General features: G+C 62.7%; 15 protein-coding genes, 1 tRNA gene and 1 pseudogene. 7 read left to right on the top strand and 10 right to left on the bottom strand.

The features are described 5' to 3' along the window. Positions 1-284 precede the first annotated feature (284 nt). Positions 285-1,703, bottom strand: a complete 1,419-nt coding sequence (locus ACZYZ4_RS08365; protein ID WP_463859858.1) for an HNH endonuclease signature motif containing protein — start codon at positions 1,701-1,703, stop codon at positions 285-287. 298 nt (positions 1,704-2,001) lie between these two features. Between ACZYZ4_RS08365 and ACZYZ4_RS08360 the strand changes: the two genes are divergently transcribed. Both ACZYZ4_RS08360 and ACZYZ4_RS08355 read left to right on the top strand, forming a co-directional pair. Continuing rightward, a tRNA-Ser gene (locus tag ACZYZ4_RS08360) sits at positions 2,002-2,091 on the top strand. Between the two features lie 995 nt (positions 2,092-3,086). Beyond that, positions 3,087-3,362, top strand: coding sequence for a hypothetical protein (locus ACZYZ4_RS08355; protein ID WP_463859857.1), 276 nt, complete (start codon positions 3,087-3,089; stop codon positions 3,360-3,362). 241 nt (positions 3,363-3,603) lie between these two features. Here the strand turns inward: ACZYZ4_RS08355 and ACZYZ4_RS08350 are convergent, their stop codons facing one another. Then, positions 3,604-3,696, bottom strand: coding sequence for a DeoR family transcriptional regulator (locus ACZYZ4_RS08350; protein ID WP_463859856.1), 93 nt, complete (start codon positions 3,694-3,696; stop codon positions 3,604-3,606). 96 nt (positions 3,697-3,792) lie between these two features. Between ACZYZ4_RS08350 and ACZYZ4_RS08345 the strand changes: the two genes are divergently transcribed. From ACZYZ4_RS08345 to ACZYZ4_RS08330, 4 genes and pseudogenes are all read left to right on the top strand, one after another. Continuing rightward, complete coding sequence (locus tag ACZYZ4_RS08345; RefSeq protein ID WP_463859854.1) at positions 3,793-5,853, top strand: alpha/beta hydrolase; 2,061 nt, start codon at positions 3,793-3,795, stop codon at positions 5,851-5,853. Positions 5,854-5,876: 23 nt separating this feature from the next. Beyond that, positions 5,877-6,485 carry a hypothetical protein gene (locus ACZYZ4_RS08340; RefSeq protein ID WP_463859853.1) on the top strand — a complete coding sequence of 203 codons (609 nt, stop codon included), beginning with the start codon at positions 5,877-5,879 and terminating at the stop codon, positions 6,483-6,485. Positions 6,486-6,748: 263 nt separating this feature from the next. Continuing rightward, the gene (locus ACZYZ4_RS08335) at positions 6,749-7,141 is read left to right on the top strand and encodes a hypothetical protein (protein ID WP_463859851.1); all 393 of its coding nucleotides are present in this window, start codon (positions 6,749-6,751) and stop codon (positions 7,139-7,141) included. Between the two features lie 29 nt (positions 7,142-7,170). Continuing rightward, a pseudogene (locus tag ACZYZ4_RS08330) lies at positions 7,171-7,609 on the top strand (DDE-type integrase/transposase/recombinase); the annotation flags it as partial. A gap of 141 nt (positions 7,610-7,750) precedes the next feature. Here the strand turns inward: ACZYZ4_RS08330 and ACZYZ4_RS08325 are convergent. Both ACZYZ4_RS08325 and ACZYZ4_RS08320 read right to left on the bottom strand, forming a co-directional pair. Beyond that, positions 7,751-8,824, bottom strand: coding sequence for an IS630 family transposase (locus ACZYZ4_RS08325; protein WP_463859849.1), 1,074 nt, complete (start codon positions 8,822-8,824; stop codon positions 7,751-7,753). Positions 8,825-8,962: 138 nt separating this feature from the next. Next, positions 8,963-10,357 (bottom strand): MFS transporter, encoded by a 1,395-nt coding sequence (locus ACZYZ4_RS08320; RefSeq protein WP_463859879.1) that lies wholly within the window; start codon positions 10,355-10,357, stop codon positions 8,963-8,965. Positions 10,358-10,581: 224 nt separating this feature from the next. Here ACZYZ4_RS08320 and ACZYZ4_RS08315 point away from each other — a divergent pair, with 224 nt between their 5' ends. Beyond that, positions 10,582-11,475 (top strand): helix-turn-helix transcriptional regulator, encoded by an 894-nt coding sequence (locus ACZYZ4_RS08315; protein WP_463859847.1) that lies wholly within the window; start codon positions 10,582-10,584, stop codon positions 11,473-11,475. 92 nt (positions 11,476-11,567) lie between these two features. Here ACZYZ4_RS08315 and ACZYZ4_RS08310 read toward each other — a convergent pair whose 3' ends face one another. The 6 genes from ACZYZ4_RS08310 to ACZYZ4_RS08285 all read right to left on the bottom strand — a co-directional run bounded on the left by ACZYZ4_RS08310 (position 11,568) and on the right by ACZYZ4_RS08285 (position 18,825). Next, entirely contained in the window at positions 11,568-12,806 is a 1,239-nt protein-coding gene (locus ACZYZ4_RS08310) for an acyltransferase family protein (RefSeq protein WP_463859845.1), read from the bottom strand. Beyond that, positions 12,803-14,497, bottom strand: coding sequence for an FAD-binding oxidoreductase (locus tag ACZYZ4_RS08305; protein ID WP_463859844.1), 1,695 nt, complete (start codon positions 14,495-14,497; stop codon positions 12,803-12,805). Before ACZYZ4_RS08305 ends, ACZYZ4_RS08310 begins: the two co-directional genes overlap by 4 nt. Continuing rightward, positions 14,494-15,771 (bottom strand): FG-GAP repeat domain-containing protein, encoded by a 1,278-nt coding sequence (locus tag ACZYZ4_RS08300; RefSeq protein ID WP_463859842.1) that lies wholly within the window; start codon positions 15,769-15,771, stop codon positions 14,494-14,496. The genes ACZYZ4_RS08305 and ACZYZ4_RS08300 overlap by 4 nt, the downstream gene beginning before the upstream one ends. Beyond that, the gene (locus tag ACZYZ4_RS08295) at positions 15,768-16,985 is read right to left on the bottom strand and encodes an MFS transporter (RefSeq protein WP_463859877.1); all 1,218 of its coding nucleotides are present in this window, start codon (positions 16,983-16,985) and stop codon (positions 15,768-15,770) included. The genes ACZYZ4_RS08300 and ACZYZ4_RS08295 overlap by 4 nt, the downstream gene beginning before the upstream one ends. Before the next feature lie 20 nt (positions 16,986-17,005). Then, positions 17,006-18,172, bottom strand: coding sequence for a non-hydrolyzing UDP-N-acetylglucosamine 2-epimerase (gene wecB, locus ACZYZ4_RS08290; protein ID WP_463859840.1), 1,167 nt, complete (start codon positions 18,170-18,172; stop codon positions 17,006-17,008). Between the two features lie 68 nt (positions 18,173-18,240). After that, a complete protein-coding gene (locus ACZYZ4_RS08285; protein ID WP_463859839.1) occupies positions 18,241-18,825 on the bottom strand; it encodes a hypothetical protein in 585 nt (194 codons plus the stop codon). Positions 18,826-19,179: the final 354 nt, after the last annotated feature.

Here is a 19,179-nt window from a genome sequence, read left to right as displayed (position 1 = left end):
CTGGGCATCAACGATTCAATTCGCTCCCATTGGGCATCGGTCAGGACTGCAGTGCGCGACATAGTTCCAGCCTGCCAAAGCCGTCACGAACCAATTGGGAGACACGCCCTAGGGCGCTTCGGGCTTGGGTCCGTCCGGATGTGCGTCGTCCGGCAACAGCGCATAGTCGAGCAGTTAACTGTCGGGCAGATGAACGTCGGCACGGCGAAGCTCCAGAAAGGGATCGTCCTCTAGTGGGCCGCCAGGAATTTCGGCTTCGGGCACGCCCGGCTCTGCATTGAGTGTCATCCCTGACCATTGGCCCGGCTGTTTTTCGGGCCAATGGGTGGTTCCCAGTCGGGGTGTTCACTGGCATAGCGCCGTCCGGTGGGTGATATCCAACCGGGTGGTTCATTCTTGGTGGCGGCGGTGGGCGTCCAGAGCGTGGCGTGTCTGAGCCGGTGATGCCTGGGGCACGGCGAACCGAGATTACTGACGCCGGTGAAACCTCCGCGGGCCCAGGCGAGGAGGTGGTCTGCTTCGTTGTCCAGGGAGTGGTTGCTGCAGCCTGGGAAAGGACATTTCCCGTCCCGCAGCCGCAGCCATTGCCGTTGGGCTTTCGTGACCCGATAGCTGGTCCTACCGATCTCCAGCGGAGCCCCGTCCCACGGGTCGGTCAGGACGCGATGGAAGGACTCGGCGCCGTCGGCTACGAGACGCCGGGCCATGGACGGCGGGATCGGCCCGTACCCGTCCAGGTTGGCCGGTTCATCTGTGGCACCCAACAATGAGAGCACCGGGACCGTGACCAACACCAGCGCCCGCGCCCGCGGCGACGGGAACCGCCCGCCCATGCTGCCCCCGTCGCTGCTGGCAGCATCACGTTCGGTGCCGAGGAGCCAGGTCGCGGCCGCGTCTGCACGGAGCTGGCTGAGCGTCCTTGCTTCGTTGGGGCCCTGCTGATCGGGCGGCAGTGGCCCTGCTGATCGGGCGGCAGTGGCGGTGCGTTCCCAAATCCCGGCGGCGGTGTCGGCGGGCAGGTAGGCGCTGAGCCACGCCATGCCGTCCCGGTCCGGGGAGTACTCCACCCCCCGATCAGCCGAGCTTTTGATATGGCGCGCTTCGATGCTGACGGGGTGGTCCCGTCCCCGCCACGTCCGGGCCTTGTGCCGGAACCGTCCAGGGATGAAATCCGCGGCCGGGCAGCCCCTCGCCGGGCTTGGTGCGTCGGGGTCCAGGAAATGCGCCTCCAACGCCGCCGCAGCAGGCCTGTCCAGATTGGCGGCTTCGTCCACCATGTACCGGGCGTGCAGCCACGAGATCGACCCGGCCTGCAGCGCGGACAGGGTCAGTGGCAGGCTGGTTGTGAGCTCGTCGGCTTCAGCGAGCAGAGCACCCGCGGTGCGTTCGCTTACTGTCAGCACGCAGGCGACCTCAGCAATCACCACCATCTCCTGCCCGCAGTGGTCCTGCGGGGACTCGGCAGGGCCCGCAAGGGTCTGGGCGGCGTCGGCATAATCGACGGCAGCGTGAACCTTCAGGGCCGCCATCTTCGCTTCCCCGTGAGCTACCTCAGCCAGAGTCGCCAGAGCGATATCGGCCCTCCTGCGCAGCGGATCCGCATAGGAATCCGGGGTTTCGGCAGCGCCACGCAACACCAGAGCCAGCTCAGAGAAGGACGCCGCAAGGGCATCTGCCGCCTCTATAGCTGCTCTGCTTTCCAAACTCAAAGCATCCCAGCGGGATCTGACAATTCCGCGTGGCTGAATGCCTATGTGCATAACTCTGCGACCAGAAGGGCATAGCAAGGATCCGGGCCAACAGTTGGGCGGCTTCGGCGACACCAGGAAGGACTCGGCGGCTTTCAGAGGTCCACTGACCGGACGTCATCATCATGGCGCTGCAGGTGAGGGCCCCAAGTGTCCCTTCGCCTGTAGCGGGGGCTTAAACGTCCGGCCATCCATGAGCTGGACGCCCGCCGTTTTGTGGATGGGCGGCATGCTCCGGTAACCTATTCAGGTTGGTGACGTGTCCGAGCGGCCGAAGGTGCAACACTCGAAATGTTGTTTGGTGTCAAAGCCAACGTGGGTTCAAATCCCACCGTCACCGCCAAATGAGAAGGTCCCGGTTCCCCTATAAACAAAGGGAACCGGGACCTTTCTTCATGTCAGGGCAGGGCCCAGCAGTAACGCAGCGGTAACAGAATTTTCACGGTTCCCCCGCACGACACTCCTGAATTCCCCCCATTCACATCAGTAAGGTATCCGTGCATCCTCGGGGCTGGCGGTTACCTGGTGGATGCACGATTCTAGAGAACATGACTGATTCGCCGAAGAGCCAGACAGAGCAGACCTACGAGCTGAATGGTCGACTGATGGCACCGAGACAGGGGCCGGCTCCACGTTCGAGGAGTTCATCGCCGCAAGCGCTACCTATCTGGAAATTAACCGCGAGACTTACTGGAACCCATGGGTTAGGGAAGACCGTGCCTCGGAAGAACGTGCCGCTGCGACGGTGGTGGAGCAGTGGGAAGTAGTGAACCCTGACCCGCCAACCTCACGGCAGGAGACGCTGGAGGAGTTCGAGCACCGTCGCGAGGAAGAGTCCGCCGCGGACTCAGCCCGTCAAAAGCGGGACAGGGAACGATATGACCCCGCCCTTGAACGGGCTCGCCTGTCACTGCTTGAGCATGAGTCTCTCCTTCGACATCGACGAGAAGAAATCGCAAGGCTCCGGGGAGGCAGCTTCGCTGCATAGAGTGATGAACGCCGCGTCGCGGAAATAGCGGTTCTCCAGCAATTGGCTACTACCACGGAAGCCAAGATCGCAACGCTAGCCGCTGTCGTCGGGGACCGCGAGGCTGTAGTCGATGCTGAGGGTCGCTCACCCCGGGACCGGCTGGAATTAGCGCTGTTTTACTATCGGTTGCATCGCGAAACGAGAGTACGCGAGCTTCGGACACAGCTCCCGAAGCTGAAAAGCATAGCCAACGAGCCGTTGAGCGCATCTGACCGCTCGAAGCATTGGGCTGAGATGAAGGCGTTCGAGCATGAGCTTGGGGACCTTCTGGCAGTGCCGCGGCTTGCCGCAGACGACATGTGCTCCGAATGCGCAACGCCATCCTCCCACCATGGGTTCTCCAGCCACGTCGGCCCCTGCTCGGCGTGGCCAGATTCGGGCGCACGCCTGAAACAGGTACGGGACATGTTCTTGCCCGTACCGCAGCGAGTTCCGCTCCGGCCAAGATTCCCGATCCGCCCAAGCCGGAACCGATCGCACTCTTGCCTTCAGGACTTCCGATTGCCGCCGTGCTCGCTGAGCTGAGCGAGCTGAAAGAGGAACATCCCGACGCGATCGTCGAAAAAGGTCGCGCCGGCACATAGGAGATTTGGCCATCTCACAGGTGAATATTGAGTCCTGGAACCAGCGAAACCCTGGGCTCATGTGTTTGCAGGCCTGGTCCCACCAAGCGGAGACACTCAACTGCTGCTCGCCCCTGAGAACCGGCACCCGCGATCATTGTCCGAGGGTGCGTTTATGGTGATGGGATGGATCTAGAGAACCTCGTGACAACTCTCCGACAGAAGTACCGCCGGGAGATTTCCGCACTGCATCACGACTCGTTCAGCGAGGACGGATCTGGCTGACTGAAACGTTCAGTTCCTCGGCAACCTGCTCAATGGTCAGGAACCGGTGCTTCTTGATTTCATCGGGCATCACACCATCCTAAAGTCGTCCGCGTAAACCCTCACGCGAAGCAATCAGAGGTTATGCTAGTCGTTGGATTTATTGTTTGCTTGTGGGGGGACGGGCATGAGTTTTACCTTTGATGACGGCGCGGCCGTCGGGATTGTCTTTGATGATGGCGCTGCCGACGCTTTGATCAGTGCAGCCGATTCAGCGGAGCAGGTTCTGCGTGGCGAGGGTGGTTTTCTGGGCGGCGCTGTGCATCATGCAACGGAGGACTTCAAGGGCGGCTACGCACGCTTGTTCACCGAGGCCTGTGCCATCAGATCCGACGATCGCGGCCGGCTTGCCGGTGTTCTCGCGGATCTGGCTGAGGACATCCGGGAAGCGAAACTGCGGGCCCAGCAGGAGAAGTCCCGGCTAAAGAAACTCACCGCCTGGCGGCAACGCGCCGATGCCCGTGACCAGGACCTGGCGTCCCTCGATCCAGCCCGCCAGTCCGCGGCCCTGCTGAGCATAGTAAATGATCCGAAGCCCGAGGAAACGCGCGTTGCGCCACCGACGATTTCAGCGGTGTTTTCCGCGCGTGACCGGGCCCGGTTCGCCGGTGGATCGGGAGGCGGAACTAGCTCGGCCGATCCTGGAAAGCTGGGCGGGTTAGCGTCCCAGTCCCGCGCCTCCGCGAACATCCTGAACGCGGAGCTGGGAAGAATCCGGAACGCGTGGAGCGGATTCACCGCGGGGTGTTCCTGGGTGAACAGCGGCATTGTCACGTTCGTGTCCGGCTTCGAGCAGCTGCTGGCTGAGAACGCCGCTGACGCGGCTTGGCTTGAGCAGATCGCCACGACATTCGAAACAGCCGGCAGCGGTTCCATGGCCGACACCATGCTCAACAGCGCCCTCATACAGTACGCATCACCCGGGCAGGTGAGTTTGAATGACATCGGGGCCCTGAACGCCGCGCAGCTGAAAGCCTGGCTCGGTAGTGCCGGCAACACGACCCGGCTCCAGCAGCTCCTCAGCCAACCGGGGCTGGACCCCGTCGTGACAGCCAAGTGGTGGGCCGGTCTCGGCCACACCGTCGCCAAAAACGGAACAATCGAAAGCGGCGAAAGTCAGAAGCTCCTGATCGAAGCCCTCCCGGGGGTCATCGGGAACCTGAACGGTGTCACCGCGACCGCCCGCAACATCGCCAATCGGAATCGCCTCATAACCGAACAGGAGCGCATCAACGCCGAACTCGCCAAAACGACGGAATTCCTGCCCGCCGGACCGGGAAGGTCCATTCCAAACCCTCACTGGATACGGCTGCAAACCCAGCAGCAAGCCCTTAACGGTATCCGTGGGGCTCTTGTCAACGCCGGAGCATCGGGCGATGCTATCCTGCTCGGATTCGACCTCACCCACGGCTCCCCCAAGGCACAGGTATCTGCGGGTAACCCGGACACGGCCCACAACGTTACCTACGCCGTGTCCGGCATGGACATCACACCCCAAAGCGGATTCAACGACTGGGCAACAAACGCCAACAACCTGAAGCGGCAACAACAGCTGCTTTTCCCGGGTGAGTCCTTTGCGGTGGTGGCGTGGATCAACTACGACCCGCCCACGGTTCCGACCGTGAACAGCGGCGATGCCGCCCGGGCCGGTGCCGAACGGTTCGTCGCAGACCTTCAGGGGTTCAACGCCGTCAGAGAGAGTTTGGGCAACAGGACCCCCGAGACCCTCAACGTACTGGCCCATTCCTACGGCACAACTGTGACGTCCAACGCCCTTGCCGCCGCGGAATTGAACGTCGTCTCCTTCACGATGCTCGGCTCCGCCGGGATAGAAAAAGAGATCCGAAACACCGGAGAACTCCACGTGCCTGCCGGTCAGGTCTACGCCAGCGAAGCGAGCGGTGACGGCCTGGCCCAAATGGGTCGCTCCCAACGCCAGGATCCGCGTCTGGAGTCCTTCGGCGCAAAAGTGTTCTCCTCAGAAGAGGCCACGATCGACGGGACCCACTACCAAGGCACCACCGAACACAACACACTGGCACACAGAACAGCCAGTGACGGCTACGGATACCTGGATAAAGAAACCACCGCCGTGTATGAAGCTGCCCTCACAACAACCGGCAACGGAGACCGTATCCTGCCAGGCGCACGGCCCGTATCGCCTCCCCTTGGATTTGCTGGCCGTTGAACAACTCAGGAAGAGTGAACCACATGCCCCATGAAACCAAGGCCCGGCTAAAGGCCCGCCGCATACTCGCCGGATTGTTCTGCGCCACCATTGCACTGAGCGCCTGCACACCCACCACCACGGAGAACCCCATGACCGGCTCAAACAATCCCAGCGACCCCGCAACCGTCAAAGCCCAGGTCGAAGAACTCAAACAAGCCCTCGCGGACCTCCACGCCTTCAAAACCGAAACCCAAAAAGTCATCGGCCCCCAGAACTGGGCGGACACAGACAACCCTGTCAACAGTGCCTGCATCACATCCGACGGGCAAGACGGCGTGAACTACAGCATCCTGAGCCAAACCTCCGACCCAGTCGATCTGGAAGCATCAATAAACGTCGTCAAAACGTTCTGGGAATCCAAGGGCTTCACCACCCGCACCGAAACCAACCCCCGGGACCCAGGCCTCATCCGCCTCTACGCTGACGAGAACGGCGGACACCTTCTGTCCTACTACGCAAACATCGAAGGCTCCGGCTTGGAGATGGACAGCGTCTGCATCGCCGGAGACCAAACCGCAATCTACAAGGAGCTGTATCCCGAAATTTACGGGGGCCCTCCCAACCCCAGCCCCACTGAGACTGCAAAGTAGAGCCTTTACAGCACGTTCTCTCTGATCAGAGCCGATTCCGCGGTGCAGGTTCTCCGTTCCAAAAGGCGGTTTTCCGGGTGACGCCTTGAACTATGCCGTGTTCTCGGCCTGGACGATCAACTCACGAATGCGAAACGATGACCACCAAATCCCGCCACCGATACAGGCGTGTCCTTCCCGCCGTAGCCGTCATTCTGCTCAGCCTGTCAGGGTGCGGGAGCGCCCTTGGCACTAATCCTCCCACCAGCACAGCGGAGCAGACCATGGGATCAGAACAAGCCCGCAAAGAGTACCTCGACATCTTCACCCACATCCAAGCCCTCGCCCCGGGCGACTGGACACAAGTCACACCCGACAAACCAGGAATGGTTTGCCCCCTCCCTGACGGGACAGAGGGCACCCAAGTCAACTACGACAGCACGCGTGGTTCGATTCCACAGGAGCAGGCGGCGGAAATACATAAGACGGTAAAGGAACTGTTTCAGACCCAAGGACTACGAGTCGTTCAAACTCAACCTTCAGGGGCAAATCGTGACCAGACGACCACTGGCTTCGGTGATGGCAAGTTCTCCATGCAATTTGGAACAAGCAGCTTCGGAACTACGCTCGGCGGCAACACTCGATGCGCGCTGGACCCGGAGGGGAAATTCCGCTAATGACTTCCCAGACTTCTCCGAGACCCAAGATGGCGACGCTTCCCGCCTGCTACTCGAAGAAGGTCGTCGGCTGGTCCATCGCCGATCACATGCGCACCGAGCTCGTCGCCGATGCGCTCAGGAACGCCGCCGCTACGACCCGGATTGAGCCTCTCGCGATCTGGCACTCCGATCGGGGCAGCGTCTACACCTCGACCGATTTCAGGGCCTTGGTGACCGGTCTGGGCATGCGCTCCTCGATGGGACGCACCGGGGTGTGCTGGGACAACAGCATGGCCGAATCGTTCTTCTCAGCCCTGAAACGAGCGTGTCTATCGAACCGTTTACGCGACCAAATCACAGGCCCGGAGCGACGTCATCCGCTACATCGAGGGGTTTTACAACAGCCGGCGCCGTCACTCCGCGCTCGGTTACCGGCGGCCTAACGAAGTCCACTATGGTTATCAACAGCCAGCCTTGGCAGCGTAGAGAATCCACTAATTCCGCTGTCCGAAAACCCCGCGGCAGCTCAGGTAATCCGGTGAATACCGTTGGAGTTTTTGGCATCCTGCCAGTTCTGTACGGGGCCGCCTCGGCGTAGTCATTGGCTTGGCAATTAACGTGCTGGTCCTAGCGCCGCGGGTTTGAAGTTGTCTTTGGCTTGGCTTTCGCGAGGATTTCTTCGGGAGATTTGGTCCAGGTGAAGGGGTGGGAGCGTTTGTTCCAGCCTGTGATGAACTGCCGGATTTTGCGCATCAGGTCTGTGACCGAGGTGAATGTTCCGCGGTGGATGGCCTGGCGTTCGATGATCCCGAACCAGATCTCCACCATGTTCAGCCAGGACCCGGACGTCGGAGTGAAATGGACGTGTATGCGCGGGTTTTCCGCCAGCCATGCCCGTACTTCAGCCTTCTTGTGGGTGGCGTAATTGTCCATTACCAGATGCAGATCAACGCCCGGGTAGGTTCGGGCGACATGCTTGAGGAAGGACAGGAATTCCTTGTGGGTGTGGGCGGGCTTGCAGAGACCGATGAGTTTTCCGGTGGCGATGTCCAGCGCCGCGAACAGGGTCGTGGTGCCGTGGCGGACGTAGTCATGGGTGCGTTTCTCCGGTACGCCGATCTGCATCGGCAGCAGGGGCGCGGTCCGGTCGAGTGCCTGGATCTTGGATTTCTCGTCAATGCACAGAACGACCGCGTTTTCCGGCGGGGCAAGGTAGAGCCCGACCACATCAACGACTTTTGCTTCCAGTTCCGGGTCGGTGGAGAACTTGAACGTCTCGGACTTCCATGGCTTGACCCCATACTCCCGCCAGGTCTTGGCCACCGTGGAAAAGTCCGTCTTCAAATGCCGGGCCAGCAGCCGGGAAGACCAGTGCGTGATCCCCAGCGATGCCGGCGGCGGACTCAGCGTGGCGGCAATGATCTTCGTCCGGTCAATCTCCCGCGGCCGGCCGGCACGCTGCTCGTCCTCCAGACCCGCCATGCCCCGCTCCTGGTACCGTCCACGCCAGGCGAGGACCGTGGGAACCGAAACACCGACCTCCCGGGCGATGCGTGAATTCGGTGCACCCTCGGCCGCCATCAGGATGATCCGGGCCCGCTGGACCAGCCCCGCCCTCATCGCCGAGGAACGGGACCACCGCGACAACACCTCAAAGTCACCATCACGAATATCCAAAGCAGGAGCGGGGGGATGAGCCATGCCCAATCCTCCCAAACACCAACCATAAAACTACTTTAGACACGCGGCACTAGGACTAGGACGCAATCGGCAGCCATACCCAAAAATAGAAGAAGCGTGAGCGCACAAGCAGCGCTCACGCTTCCCCATAACGGGAAATCAGGCAGTGATTTCCACTGCGGCTGGCTTCTTGAGGAACAGTGCAACCACCAGGGCGGTGGCGAGGCAGAGCGCGGCGTTGACCCAGATGGCCAGGGTGACACCGCTGAGTACCGCCGGGGCGTCCGTGGATCCAAGGGACATGAGCTGGGCGGTGAAGATGGCGCTCATGATCGGGATGCCCATGGTGATGCCGATCTGCTGGCTCATGGTGGCCAGGCCGGTGGCTAGGCCGGCTTCTTCTTCGGGGAGGCCGGAGGTGGCGGTGACCATGAAGCCGACGATGACTACCAGGTTGGCGACACCGCCGATAAAGGTGGCAACCAGGAGAAGGGCGATCGCTGCCGGATCGTTGCTCAGCATGACCAGCGAGGCTGTCGCAATGGCCTGGACGATGAAGCCGTAGACGATGGCGCGCTTGTTGCCGACCTTGCCGATGATCTTGGGGCCGAGGATGCCTCCCAGGACGGTTCCGAGGCCGAGGACCGCGAAGGCGAGCCCTGCACCAAGCGGCGTGTAGCCAAGGACCTGCTGGAGGTAAAGCGTCAGCAGGAACACCAGGGAAGTCTCCGTGACGAACGCCAGGACGCCGGCGATGTTGCCCCATGCGACGGTTGAGCGCTTCAGGATGGCCAGCGGGACCAGCGGGAATTCGGCCCGTCGTTCCACCGCGGTGAAGGCGACGAAGAGCACTACGGCGGCGGCCAGTGAGCCAAGGGTCAGCGGGTCAGTCCAGGAGCTCTCGGCGGCGTGTGTCATACCGAACACGAGGGCGAGAAGCCCAAGGGTGACCGTGAGCGCGCCGGGGACGTCCAAGCGTGTCTTGGTGGCGGGCCGGCTTTCGGCGAGGACGACGGGGGCGATGACCAGGACGGCGATGGCGACCGGGATGTTGATGAAGAAGGCCCAACGCCAGCTCATCAGGTCCGTCAGGAGCCCGCCGAAAATGGCTCCGGTGGTGAAGCCAGCGGCCATGAGCGCGCCGTTCAGTCCTAGCGCCTTGTCGCGGAGCGGTCCTTCAGGGAAGGAGCCGAGCAGCAGGGACAGCGCTGCCGGGACGACGATGGCTGTAGCGATGCCCTGGCCAACGCGAGCGATCAGCAGGACAGCGGGGTCGATTGCCAGTCCGCCCATGAGGGAGGCTGCGCCCAGCAGGGCCATGCCAATGAGGAACATCTTGCGCCGGCCGGCCAGGTCCGCGACCCGCCCGAAGAGCAGGGTCAGTCCGGCTGCGCAGAGGGAGAAGGCGGTGGCGATCCACTGCAGGTTCTCCAGGCTAAAGCCGACGTCGCTGCCTATGGTCGGCAGGGCGACGTTGAGAATGGAGAAGTCAACGGCGAGGGTGAAGCTGGCTGTCAGCAGCACGATCAGGGCTACGTGTTGCTTGCCGGTCATTCCGGTTGCCGGCTGGGGTTTTGGCAGAGGTGGTGCCAGTAGTGTGTCAGGCTCGGCGGTTTCAGGCTGAGTGGTCATGTGGGTGGTCCTTGTCTGCTTGTCGGGCCGCCAAGGCGGCGCTTCATGTCTCAGCTTCAGGTAATTGCCAACGATCAACCACACCCCTCTGTGGGTACCCCCGGCAGTGACAGGACAATTAGTCCAATGACAGGCAGAATGGCCCCATGAGTAATTTGAGTGAACTTGGGGAGTTCCTCCGCGTCCGGAGAGCAGCCCTGCAGCCCGAGGACGTTGGCCTTCTGAACTACGGCATCCGAAGGGTGCCCGGACTTCGGCGGGAAGAGCTGGCCATGCTGGCCGGTGTCAGCAACACCTACTACACCCGCCTTGAGCAGGGGCTGAGCAACAACGCCTCAGAATCCGTCATTGATTCCATTGCCCGTGCGCTGAACCTGAACAATGATGAGCGCGCCCACCTGTTCAACCTCGCCCGCCCGGGCAAGACCAAGCGACGCACCATGACCAAGCCGGACAAGGCCAGGCCCGGTACGCTCCGGCTGATCCGGTCCATGTTCACCACGCCGGCGGTCGTTCTGGGCCGCCGCAGTGAAGTCCTGGCATGGAACCCGCTGGGTCACCGCCTGGTGGCCGGCCACATGGACCTCGCTGCCCCGGAGACACCGTCCACCCGGCCGAACATGACACGGATGCTGTTCCTGGACCCGCACACCCGCGAGCTGTACTCCCGGTGGCAGGAAGAGGCCACACGGGCTGTTGCTTCCCTTCGGCTGCTGGCCGGTATGACCTCAGATGACCTGGAGCTGGCGGCCCTCGTGGGCGAGCTGACGATGAAGAGCCCCGAGTTCGCTTCACTGTGGGCCAAGCATCCAGTGGAGAACTGCATGTCGGGCCTGAAGTACATGCATCACCCTGAGGTTGGTGACCTGGAGCTGAACTTTGAGGTCCTCACCCAGCATGACGATTCCGGGCACCGGATCCTCATGTATACCGCTGACCCCGGAACCCCGGCAGCCGAGGCGCTGCAGCTGTTGCGCTCGGACACTGATGTTCCGCGGGCCACCGCCGCCACAGATGCCGTGGAAACTGCCAACGCTTGAGCTGACCGGAAGCTACAGGTCCCAGGAGGGATCTGCCGAACACCAAGAAGTCCCCCACCCTGACCACCGGGTGGGGGACTTCGTTCGTGCAGCTACCTGTTGACGCTGCTCAGGGCATCCACGGATGACTGCTCCTCGTCGGATACTGCTCCCTCGAATGCGGGCACGGGAGCTGCTTCAGACAGGGGCTTCCGTCGTGGCCTTGCCCACCGGTCCATGACCGGCTTTTCAACCAGGGCGTAGAGTGCCCAGCCACCCAGAAGGGTGGCGATGAAGAAGCCGGCGATGATGAGCAGCGCGACCGGGGTCTCGTAGGTCTGGTTTCCCAGGAGGATCCGGCCGTAGAAGATCACGACGCCCTGGCAGAGGTAGAACCCGAACGAGATGTTTCCCAGCCAGACCATCGTTTTGGAGCCCAGGAAACCGGTCTTGCCGGCGATGTCTGAGGCGGCGACGGTGCAGATGATGGCAGCCACCGGGACGATGGTGGCCACGTTGAAGGAGTACACAAAGGGCACGACCATGGCTAGCGCGTAGCCGGCCACGCAGATGAGCAGGGTTTGCCACATCTCCAGCGGTATCCACCGCCCGGACAGGACGATCAGCGCCAGGATGGAACCCAGGACGAACTCGAAGAGCCGGGACGGCGGGAAGATGTAGCCGAACCAGAACTGCGTGACCGAGATCGGCGTCAGCGGGGAGACCGGTGTTGCCGGGATCAGGTAGGTGGTCACCAGTTGCACGGCCACCATGGCGACGACCATGATGCCCGCCCACAGCCACAGCCTGTTGCCCGGGATTTCCCGCAGCGCAACGATGATGAGCGGGAACAGCATGTAGAAGAACAATTCGCTGTTCAGCGTCCAGGATGGCGGGTTCACCGCGACGTACACGGCCCCGTCGGGGATGAAGGAATTGACCAGGAACAGGTTCGACGCCCAGCCCAGCGGGGTCGTGATCGCGGCTGCGAACAGGATCATCGACAACGCCCACATGACCAGGTGGTTCGGGAAGATCTTCAGCAGCCGCCGGCGCCAGAACTGACGCTTGGCCTCCCCCGGCTTGGACGCCCAGGCGAGCAAGAAGCCGCTGAGGACGAAGAAGAAGGAAACTCCGACGTACCCGGCCTTGCTGACCAGCCATTCGAGGGTGACGCCCAGCTCAGCGTCGGCGAACGGATTGATCGGATCGTTGGGCGGGATCGGTGAGTTGGACAATGTGATGTGGAAGCAGAACACCAGGAGCGCAGCGAAGAACCGCAATCCGGTCAGAGACGGAAGCTTGCTCAGCCGCATATGCGCGGTCGTGGCCTCCGGAACGGTGGCGGTCATGAGGCACCGCCGGCGGGAAGCTCGATACCCAGGCTGTGGGTGAAGAAGTTGGTCGGGTCCCACTCGCCTTTGGCCCTTTGCAGCCGTTCGTAGTTGCCTTTGAAGTACAGGGTCTGCCAGCCGATGCCGGAGCGGTTCCGGGCCGGGTCAGCCATGTCCACGTCCGGGTAGTTGATGTAGCAGCCGTCCAGCTGGTCACCGGGGACCGGGACGCCGCCGGTGGCAGCGAACATGCCCTCGAAAGTTTCCCTCTCCCAGTTCAGGTAGAAGTCATCGTCTGCGGCGTCCGGCCAGAAGGTCTGCAGGCACAGCTTGAATGCCGAACGGCGCTGGACATTGGCAGTGGCTTCGGGCGCGACGGCGTTGACCTGGCCGCCGAAGGAGAACAGCACCAGCATGGTGTTCGGGTTGGTGAAGTCTTCCCTGCTCATCTGTTTAAACAGCACTGCGATCTGCTCATCCGTGAAGCGTGTGTTCAGGTAGGCGGACTTGTGCGCGCCGCGGCTGGTCGGGTTGGTGATGACGGGGTTGTCCGTGCCCACCAGCCGGGTTGCCTGCAGCCAAGGGATCTCCCTGGTCTTGAAGAAGTCGGGCATGGCCGGCAGCTCACCGGTTGGTCTGGCGAGCGGTTCGGGTGTAACGGCGACGCCTTCGAGGATCGCGGCGACGTACCGGGCCATGACACCCTTCGCGTCGGGCGAGGCGGCATCAATCTGGGTGAACATGCCCATCCGGCCCTGGGCTTTGGAGCTGACGTTGAAGAGGCTGCTCAAGTGCGACTCCGGAGTTCCGGGTTCACGGTACTTCTCATGCCAGGCGCCGAAGTTGGTGATCAGGCGCCGGAACTTGGTTTCGTCGAGCTGGTCCCATGGGATGGAGATAGCGCTGACGAGGACCTTGGACGGTGCCTTGACGAGCTGCTCGGTCGGGTTCTTCCCGGAGGTCCCCGGTGACCGGAACCAGTATTTGGTTACGATTCCCCAGTTCCCGCCTCCCCCGCCGGTGTGGGCCCACCAGAGGTCTCCGAGTTCCCCCGTGTCGTCCCGGGTGGCTGTGACGGTACGGACTTTCCGGTTTTCGTCCACGGTAACGACCTCGACGGCGTAGAGATGGTCCACCACGAGGCCGTGGGAGCGGGAGAGCAGCCCGTAGCCGCCGCCGGCGATGTGGCCGCCGATGCCGACGCTGTAACAGATGCCTCCGGGGATGGTGACGCCCCAGTTCTTGTACAGGGCTTCGTAGGCGTTCATGATGCATGCGCCGGGCTCGATGACGAACGCGGTCATCTTCTTGTCGTAGTACACCGCGTTCATCGGCGAGACGTCCAGGATGACCTGGACGGAGGGGTTGCAGACGAAGTCAGCGAAGCAGTGCCCGCCGCTTCGCACGGAAACCTTCTTGCCGGTGCGGACTGCATCCCGGACGGCGTTTTCTGCGTCTTTGGTGCTGGTGATCAGGCGAACGTAGTCGGGCTGGGCGACGAACCGCTGGTTGTTGCCGGTCATCAGGTCCGGGTAGCGGGAGTCGGCGGGGCCGATGACTGAGCCGTCGGGGACGTCAGGGGAAGATGCGGCGGCCGCGGCCGGTGCGGTGGCAGTGCCGATGGCGGCCAGTGATGCTGCCGCGACAGTACTGGCCGATCCGGCCATAAAGAAGCGTCTGCCGATGCCTGCTTTCTCGGTGGTGCTCATGCCTGTTTTCCTTCGCCTTGAGGTGTGAGGTTGTGGTGCAGGGTGATCTGGGCCTTGGGGGCCACGAAGTAGTGCTGCACGGAGTAGGAGATCGTGGCGTAATCCTCTATGCCGCTCGAGGTGAAGTCCCCGGCGACGATCCGGGCGATGGATTCTTCGGAGACTTTCCACTTCAGGAACAGTCCCTTGGCCAGGTCGACCGCCTTGTAGTAGTAGGCGCCCTGCCAGGGCTCCGGTCCGCGCAGGCCGATCAGGAACTCATCGTCCCCGTCACCGTCGAAGTCCCGGCACATCACAGTGTGGCCGGGGCCCTCCCCGTTCTCGTTCGGGTCCCCGTAGATGTCCAGGAGGTGCCGGGTCCAACCCGCTGCCTGGGTATCATCCCCGCTGCGGGTGTAGACGGCCACCGTGTTGCCGTGGAACGGCTCGATGGCCGCGACGTAGGCCAGGGGGTCATCCCCTACACGGCCTCCGTCGACGTCGCCGCTGCCTTTGAAGGTGGTCTGTTCGAACTGGCTGGCTTCGCCGTCGCCGATGTGTTCCCAGGACCAGGTGTTTTGGTCGGCGTCGAAGTACAGCCAGGTGACGCCTTCATCGGAGGCCATCAGGATCGAATCCAGGGGTGATCCGGGGATGAGGCCTTCCTTGCGGGCGACGCCGTGGATCATGCGGAAGTCGGAGTCGGAGATGATTTCTTTGTCCCATTCGGCGCGTGGGTTATCGGTCGGGGTGAACAGCACCACGGGAAGGACCGCGTGGACGTCCTCCACGGCGACGATGGGGAATCCGATGATCTGGATTTTGTCGGTGCGGGTGAAGTGTCCGACCCGGAGCCGGTGCATGCCGATGGCGCGCCCGACGTAGTGCCGCTGCCAGTTCCCGGTGGCTTCTGCGGCGTTGCCCGGGTTTTCTAGCCAGTCGATTTTGCCGCCTTCAGGGTCGGCGTGGTGGATGGTGCCGCCGGGGCCGTACAGCTGGTAGCAGACGACCAGGTCGTTGTTGCCGTCTCCGGTGATGTCACCGAAGTCCATGCCAACCGGCTCCTTGATCTTGTCCACCACGAGGCGCTTTTCCCAGGTGGGGTTCTGGTACCAGTAGATTTCGCCGATCTTCAGTCCGTAGCCGACAAGGTCCGGTCTGCCGTCCCCCGTAAGGTCGGCTGCTTCGAGCCAGTACCCATCGCGGAGGAAGTCGGTGACGGTTTCAGTGCCGAAGGACGGTTCGGTGATGTTCAGGCTTGGCGCTGCGGCGGCCCGTACTGCGCGAGATGTCATGGAAGTACCTTTTCTTTCTGGCTGGTTGAGGTGGCGAGAAGGCCCGTCTCCCCTGCTGTGGTTCGGTTGTTCTTGCTGAGTGTGGAAGCGATAAGGATCAGGATGAGCGCCGTGAGGGCCAGCCCCGCCCCGATCCAGATGGGTGATGACAGCCCGAGCCCGGCGGCGATGGTCAGACCGCCCAGGTAGGCGCCGATGGCGTTGCCCAGGTTGAAGGCGGAGATGTTCACCCCCGAAGCGAGGGTCGGGGCTGCCTTGGCGTAGGACAGGACCCGCATCTGCATGCCAGGCACGGCGGCGAAGCCGACAGCTCCCAGCAGGAAGAGGGTGATGCCTGCTCCCCAGGGGTTGTTGATGGTGGCGGCGAAGACCAGCAGCACCGCGGTCAGGGCGGTCAGCAGGACCAGCAGGGACCGATCTAGGTTCGCATCGGCGGCCTTCCCGCCGATGAGGTTGCCGGTGAACAGTCCTGCTCCGAAGACCACGAGCATCCAAGGTATAGACGCGGCCGGCAGGCCGGAGATGTCGGTGAGCATCGGGGCGATGTAGGTGAAGGCACCGAACATTGCCCCGAAGCCGAAGACGGTGATCAAGATCGAGAGCCAGACCTGACCGCTGGTGAAGGCGGCCAGTTCCCGGCGCAGCTGTCCCGGCCCGCGTTCAGAAGCTGCGTGCTGGGGCACGAACAGGACCAGGCCAGCCAGGGCGATAATGCCGATGATGGTGATGGCCCAGAAGGTTGACCGCCACCCGTACTGCTGGCCCAGGAAGGTTCCCATCGGGACGCCGAGCACGTTCGCGATGGTCAGGCCGGCGAACATGATCGAGATGGCACGTGCTTTGCGGTCCGGGGCGACCAGGTCTGCGGCCAGGACCGCCCCGATGCCGAAGAAGGCGCCGTGGCACAGCGCGGCGACGACCCGCCCGGCCATCATCACGGCGTAGGTATCGGCCACGGCCGAGATGAGGTTGCCCAGGATGAAGAGCACCATGAGCGCGCAGAGCACGTTCTTGGGCTTCAGGGAAGCGGTCATCGCCGTCACCAGCACCCCGCCGACGGCCACGCTCAGTGCGTAGCCGGAGACGAGGTAGCCGGCAACCGGGATGCTGACGGCGAAGTCGGCGGCCACTTCCGGGAGCAGCCCGAGGATGACGAACTCGGTGAGACCGATGCCGAAGCCGCCGAGGGCGAGGGCGAGCAGCCCCAGGGGCATGTCCGCGCCCGTCCTGGTACTCAAGCTGCCACCGGAACGAATTCCGCCCCGGGAACGAAAGGCATGGCCGCAGGACCCAGCCGGAAGTAATGCGCCACTGCTGCGATCGTCCGTTCGGTGGCCCTTCCGTCGCCGTACGGGTTGATAGCAGTTGCCATCTCCATGTACGCATCTGGGTCATCCAGGAGCCGTCCGACCTCGGCGGTGATCTGCCCGCGGTGACGGCTCACCAAGCGGGAACTGCCCGTCAGGATGGATTCGCTGCGCTCGGTGATTTCCCGCAGGACAAGGGTGGGCTTGCCCAGTGCCGGCCCTTCCTCTTCAGCGCCGGAGCTGTCCGAGAGGATCAGGTCGCTGCGCTGCAGCAGCTGGCAGAAGCTCAGGTACGGGAGCGGATCGACCAGATCCACGTTCTCCAGATCCCGCAGGACCGGGACCATGATTTCCCGCACCCTCGGGTTCAGGTGCAGGGGCACGACGATGCGCACGTCATCGCGGGTGGCGATGTCGGCCAGTGCCTCGGCGATTTCGCGCATGGGCCGGCCGATGCTTTCGCGCCGGTGCGTGGTGGACAGGATGACCTTGCGTGGGTCGCTGTCGAGGTCCTCCAGGGCCGGGACGCCATAACCATGCAGGTTGTTCATGCCCCACTGCAGGGCGTCGACGATAGTGTTGCCGGTGACGACAATCGAGTGCTCCCTGACGCCCTCACGGATGAGGTTCGCGCTGTTGCCCGGTGTCGGGGCCAGGTGCAGGGAAGCGATCTGGGCGACCAGCTTGCGGTTTACCTCTTCCGGGAACGGTGAGTAGTTGTCACCGCTGCGCAGGCCCGCCTCGACGTGGATGATGGGCACGGAGCGGTGCAGTGCCGCCAGTGCGCCGGCCAGGGTGGTGGCGGTGTCCCCGTGGACCATGACTGCGTCCAGGCCTGCCATGTGGTCCCCTGAGCAGAGGCCTTCAAGCATTCGGTGGGTGACCTGGGAGAGTGTCTGCTTGTCCTGCATCACCCGCAGTTCCACGTCCGGGTTGATGTCGAACTCTGCCAGGGTGCTGTCCAGCATTTCCCGGTGCTGGCCTGTGGAAATGAGGACAGGGCGGAAGCGCGGGTCCTTGATGAGTGCGTGGATGATCGGGGCGAACTTCACAGCTTCGGGCCTGGTGCCGAAGACAATTCCAATGGTTTTCATGGTTTCTCCTCCTGAAAATGGCTGCGAACGGATGGCCGGTTGTCGCCGGCCTGTTAGTGCTGTGGGTCCTAGATGCGGTGGTATTCCAGGGCGAGCCAGACGCAGTCGGTGTCGGCGCGGTACTGGTGCCACGGGTAGGCGTAGCTTCCGTCCTGCGCCTGGCAGAACGGAACAGGGTTGGTGTTGCCAGGGCTCAGGATCTGGTCCTCGTAGAGGGTGTCGTGGTTTTTGTCCATGAACTTCTGCATCCGGCCAAGACCGGAAACCTGAGTGTGGATCTCAATGAAGTCGTGCTGGTTATGGATGCCGCAGTCCGTGTCGGCCGGGCTGAACCAAAGGTTCGCGTTAAGCAGGAACTTCCCGCTGGAGTTGGCCAGCTCGGGCTGGTGAAGAACCGCAGCCTCGACCAACTCCGCTTCCCCAACTTCTACCTGGGGTGAACGAAGCAGCACAGGCGCCCCATCGCCGGCCCCGTAGAAGTCCGTCCAGCCCAGATCCCTGAAGTCCTGCTCGGCCGCTTCTGGGTCCCTTACGGCGAGGACGAGCACCAGGGAGCCCGTAACGCGGGCCCCGGTCAGGATGGTGGAGCTGAAGGGCGGGATGGCCGAGGGCTGGGAGCCGATTGCCCGGGCGTCAGTTGATGACAGGTTCACGACGACAGAGCGGCTGGTGACCTGAAAGTCGACCGCGTCGCGTAACACCTCGACACGAACCAGAGGGCTACTGAAGCCCACTTCTTGCGCTAAATCGCTTTTCACTAATACCCCCAAATTCATAGCCGCATGAAAGCGGCCCTGCAACTGAAGTTGTGCACAGAGAAGTGGGACAGTGCGCCGGCCTCCGCTGAGGCAACTGCACTGTCCCACTAAGCAAGTATCAGCAGTACTAGCCACGTCTATCCACGCCCTGTCAGTGATAGGCAGAACAGGGACAGGCTGGACAAGCCACAGTGGAGTGAGGGTGGGCAAGGGGTCGCCGTAGGGACCCGGCCAGACTGAAGATCGAGG

The organism is Pseudarthrobacter adonitolis (assembly GCF_055412845.1).
The sequence above is the reverse complement of the archived record's forward strand: the minus strand, read 5'-3'. Positions and strand labels throughout refer to the sequence as shown.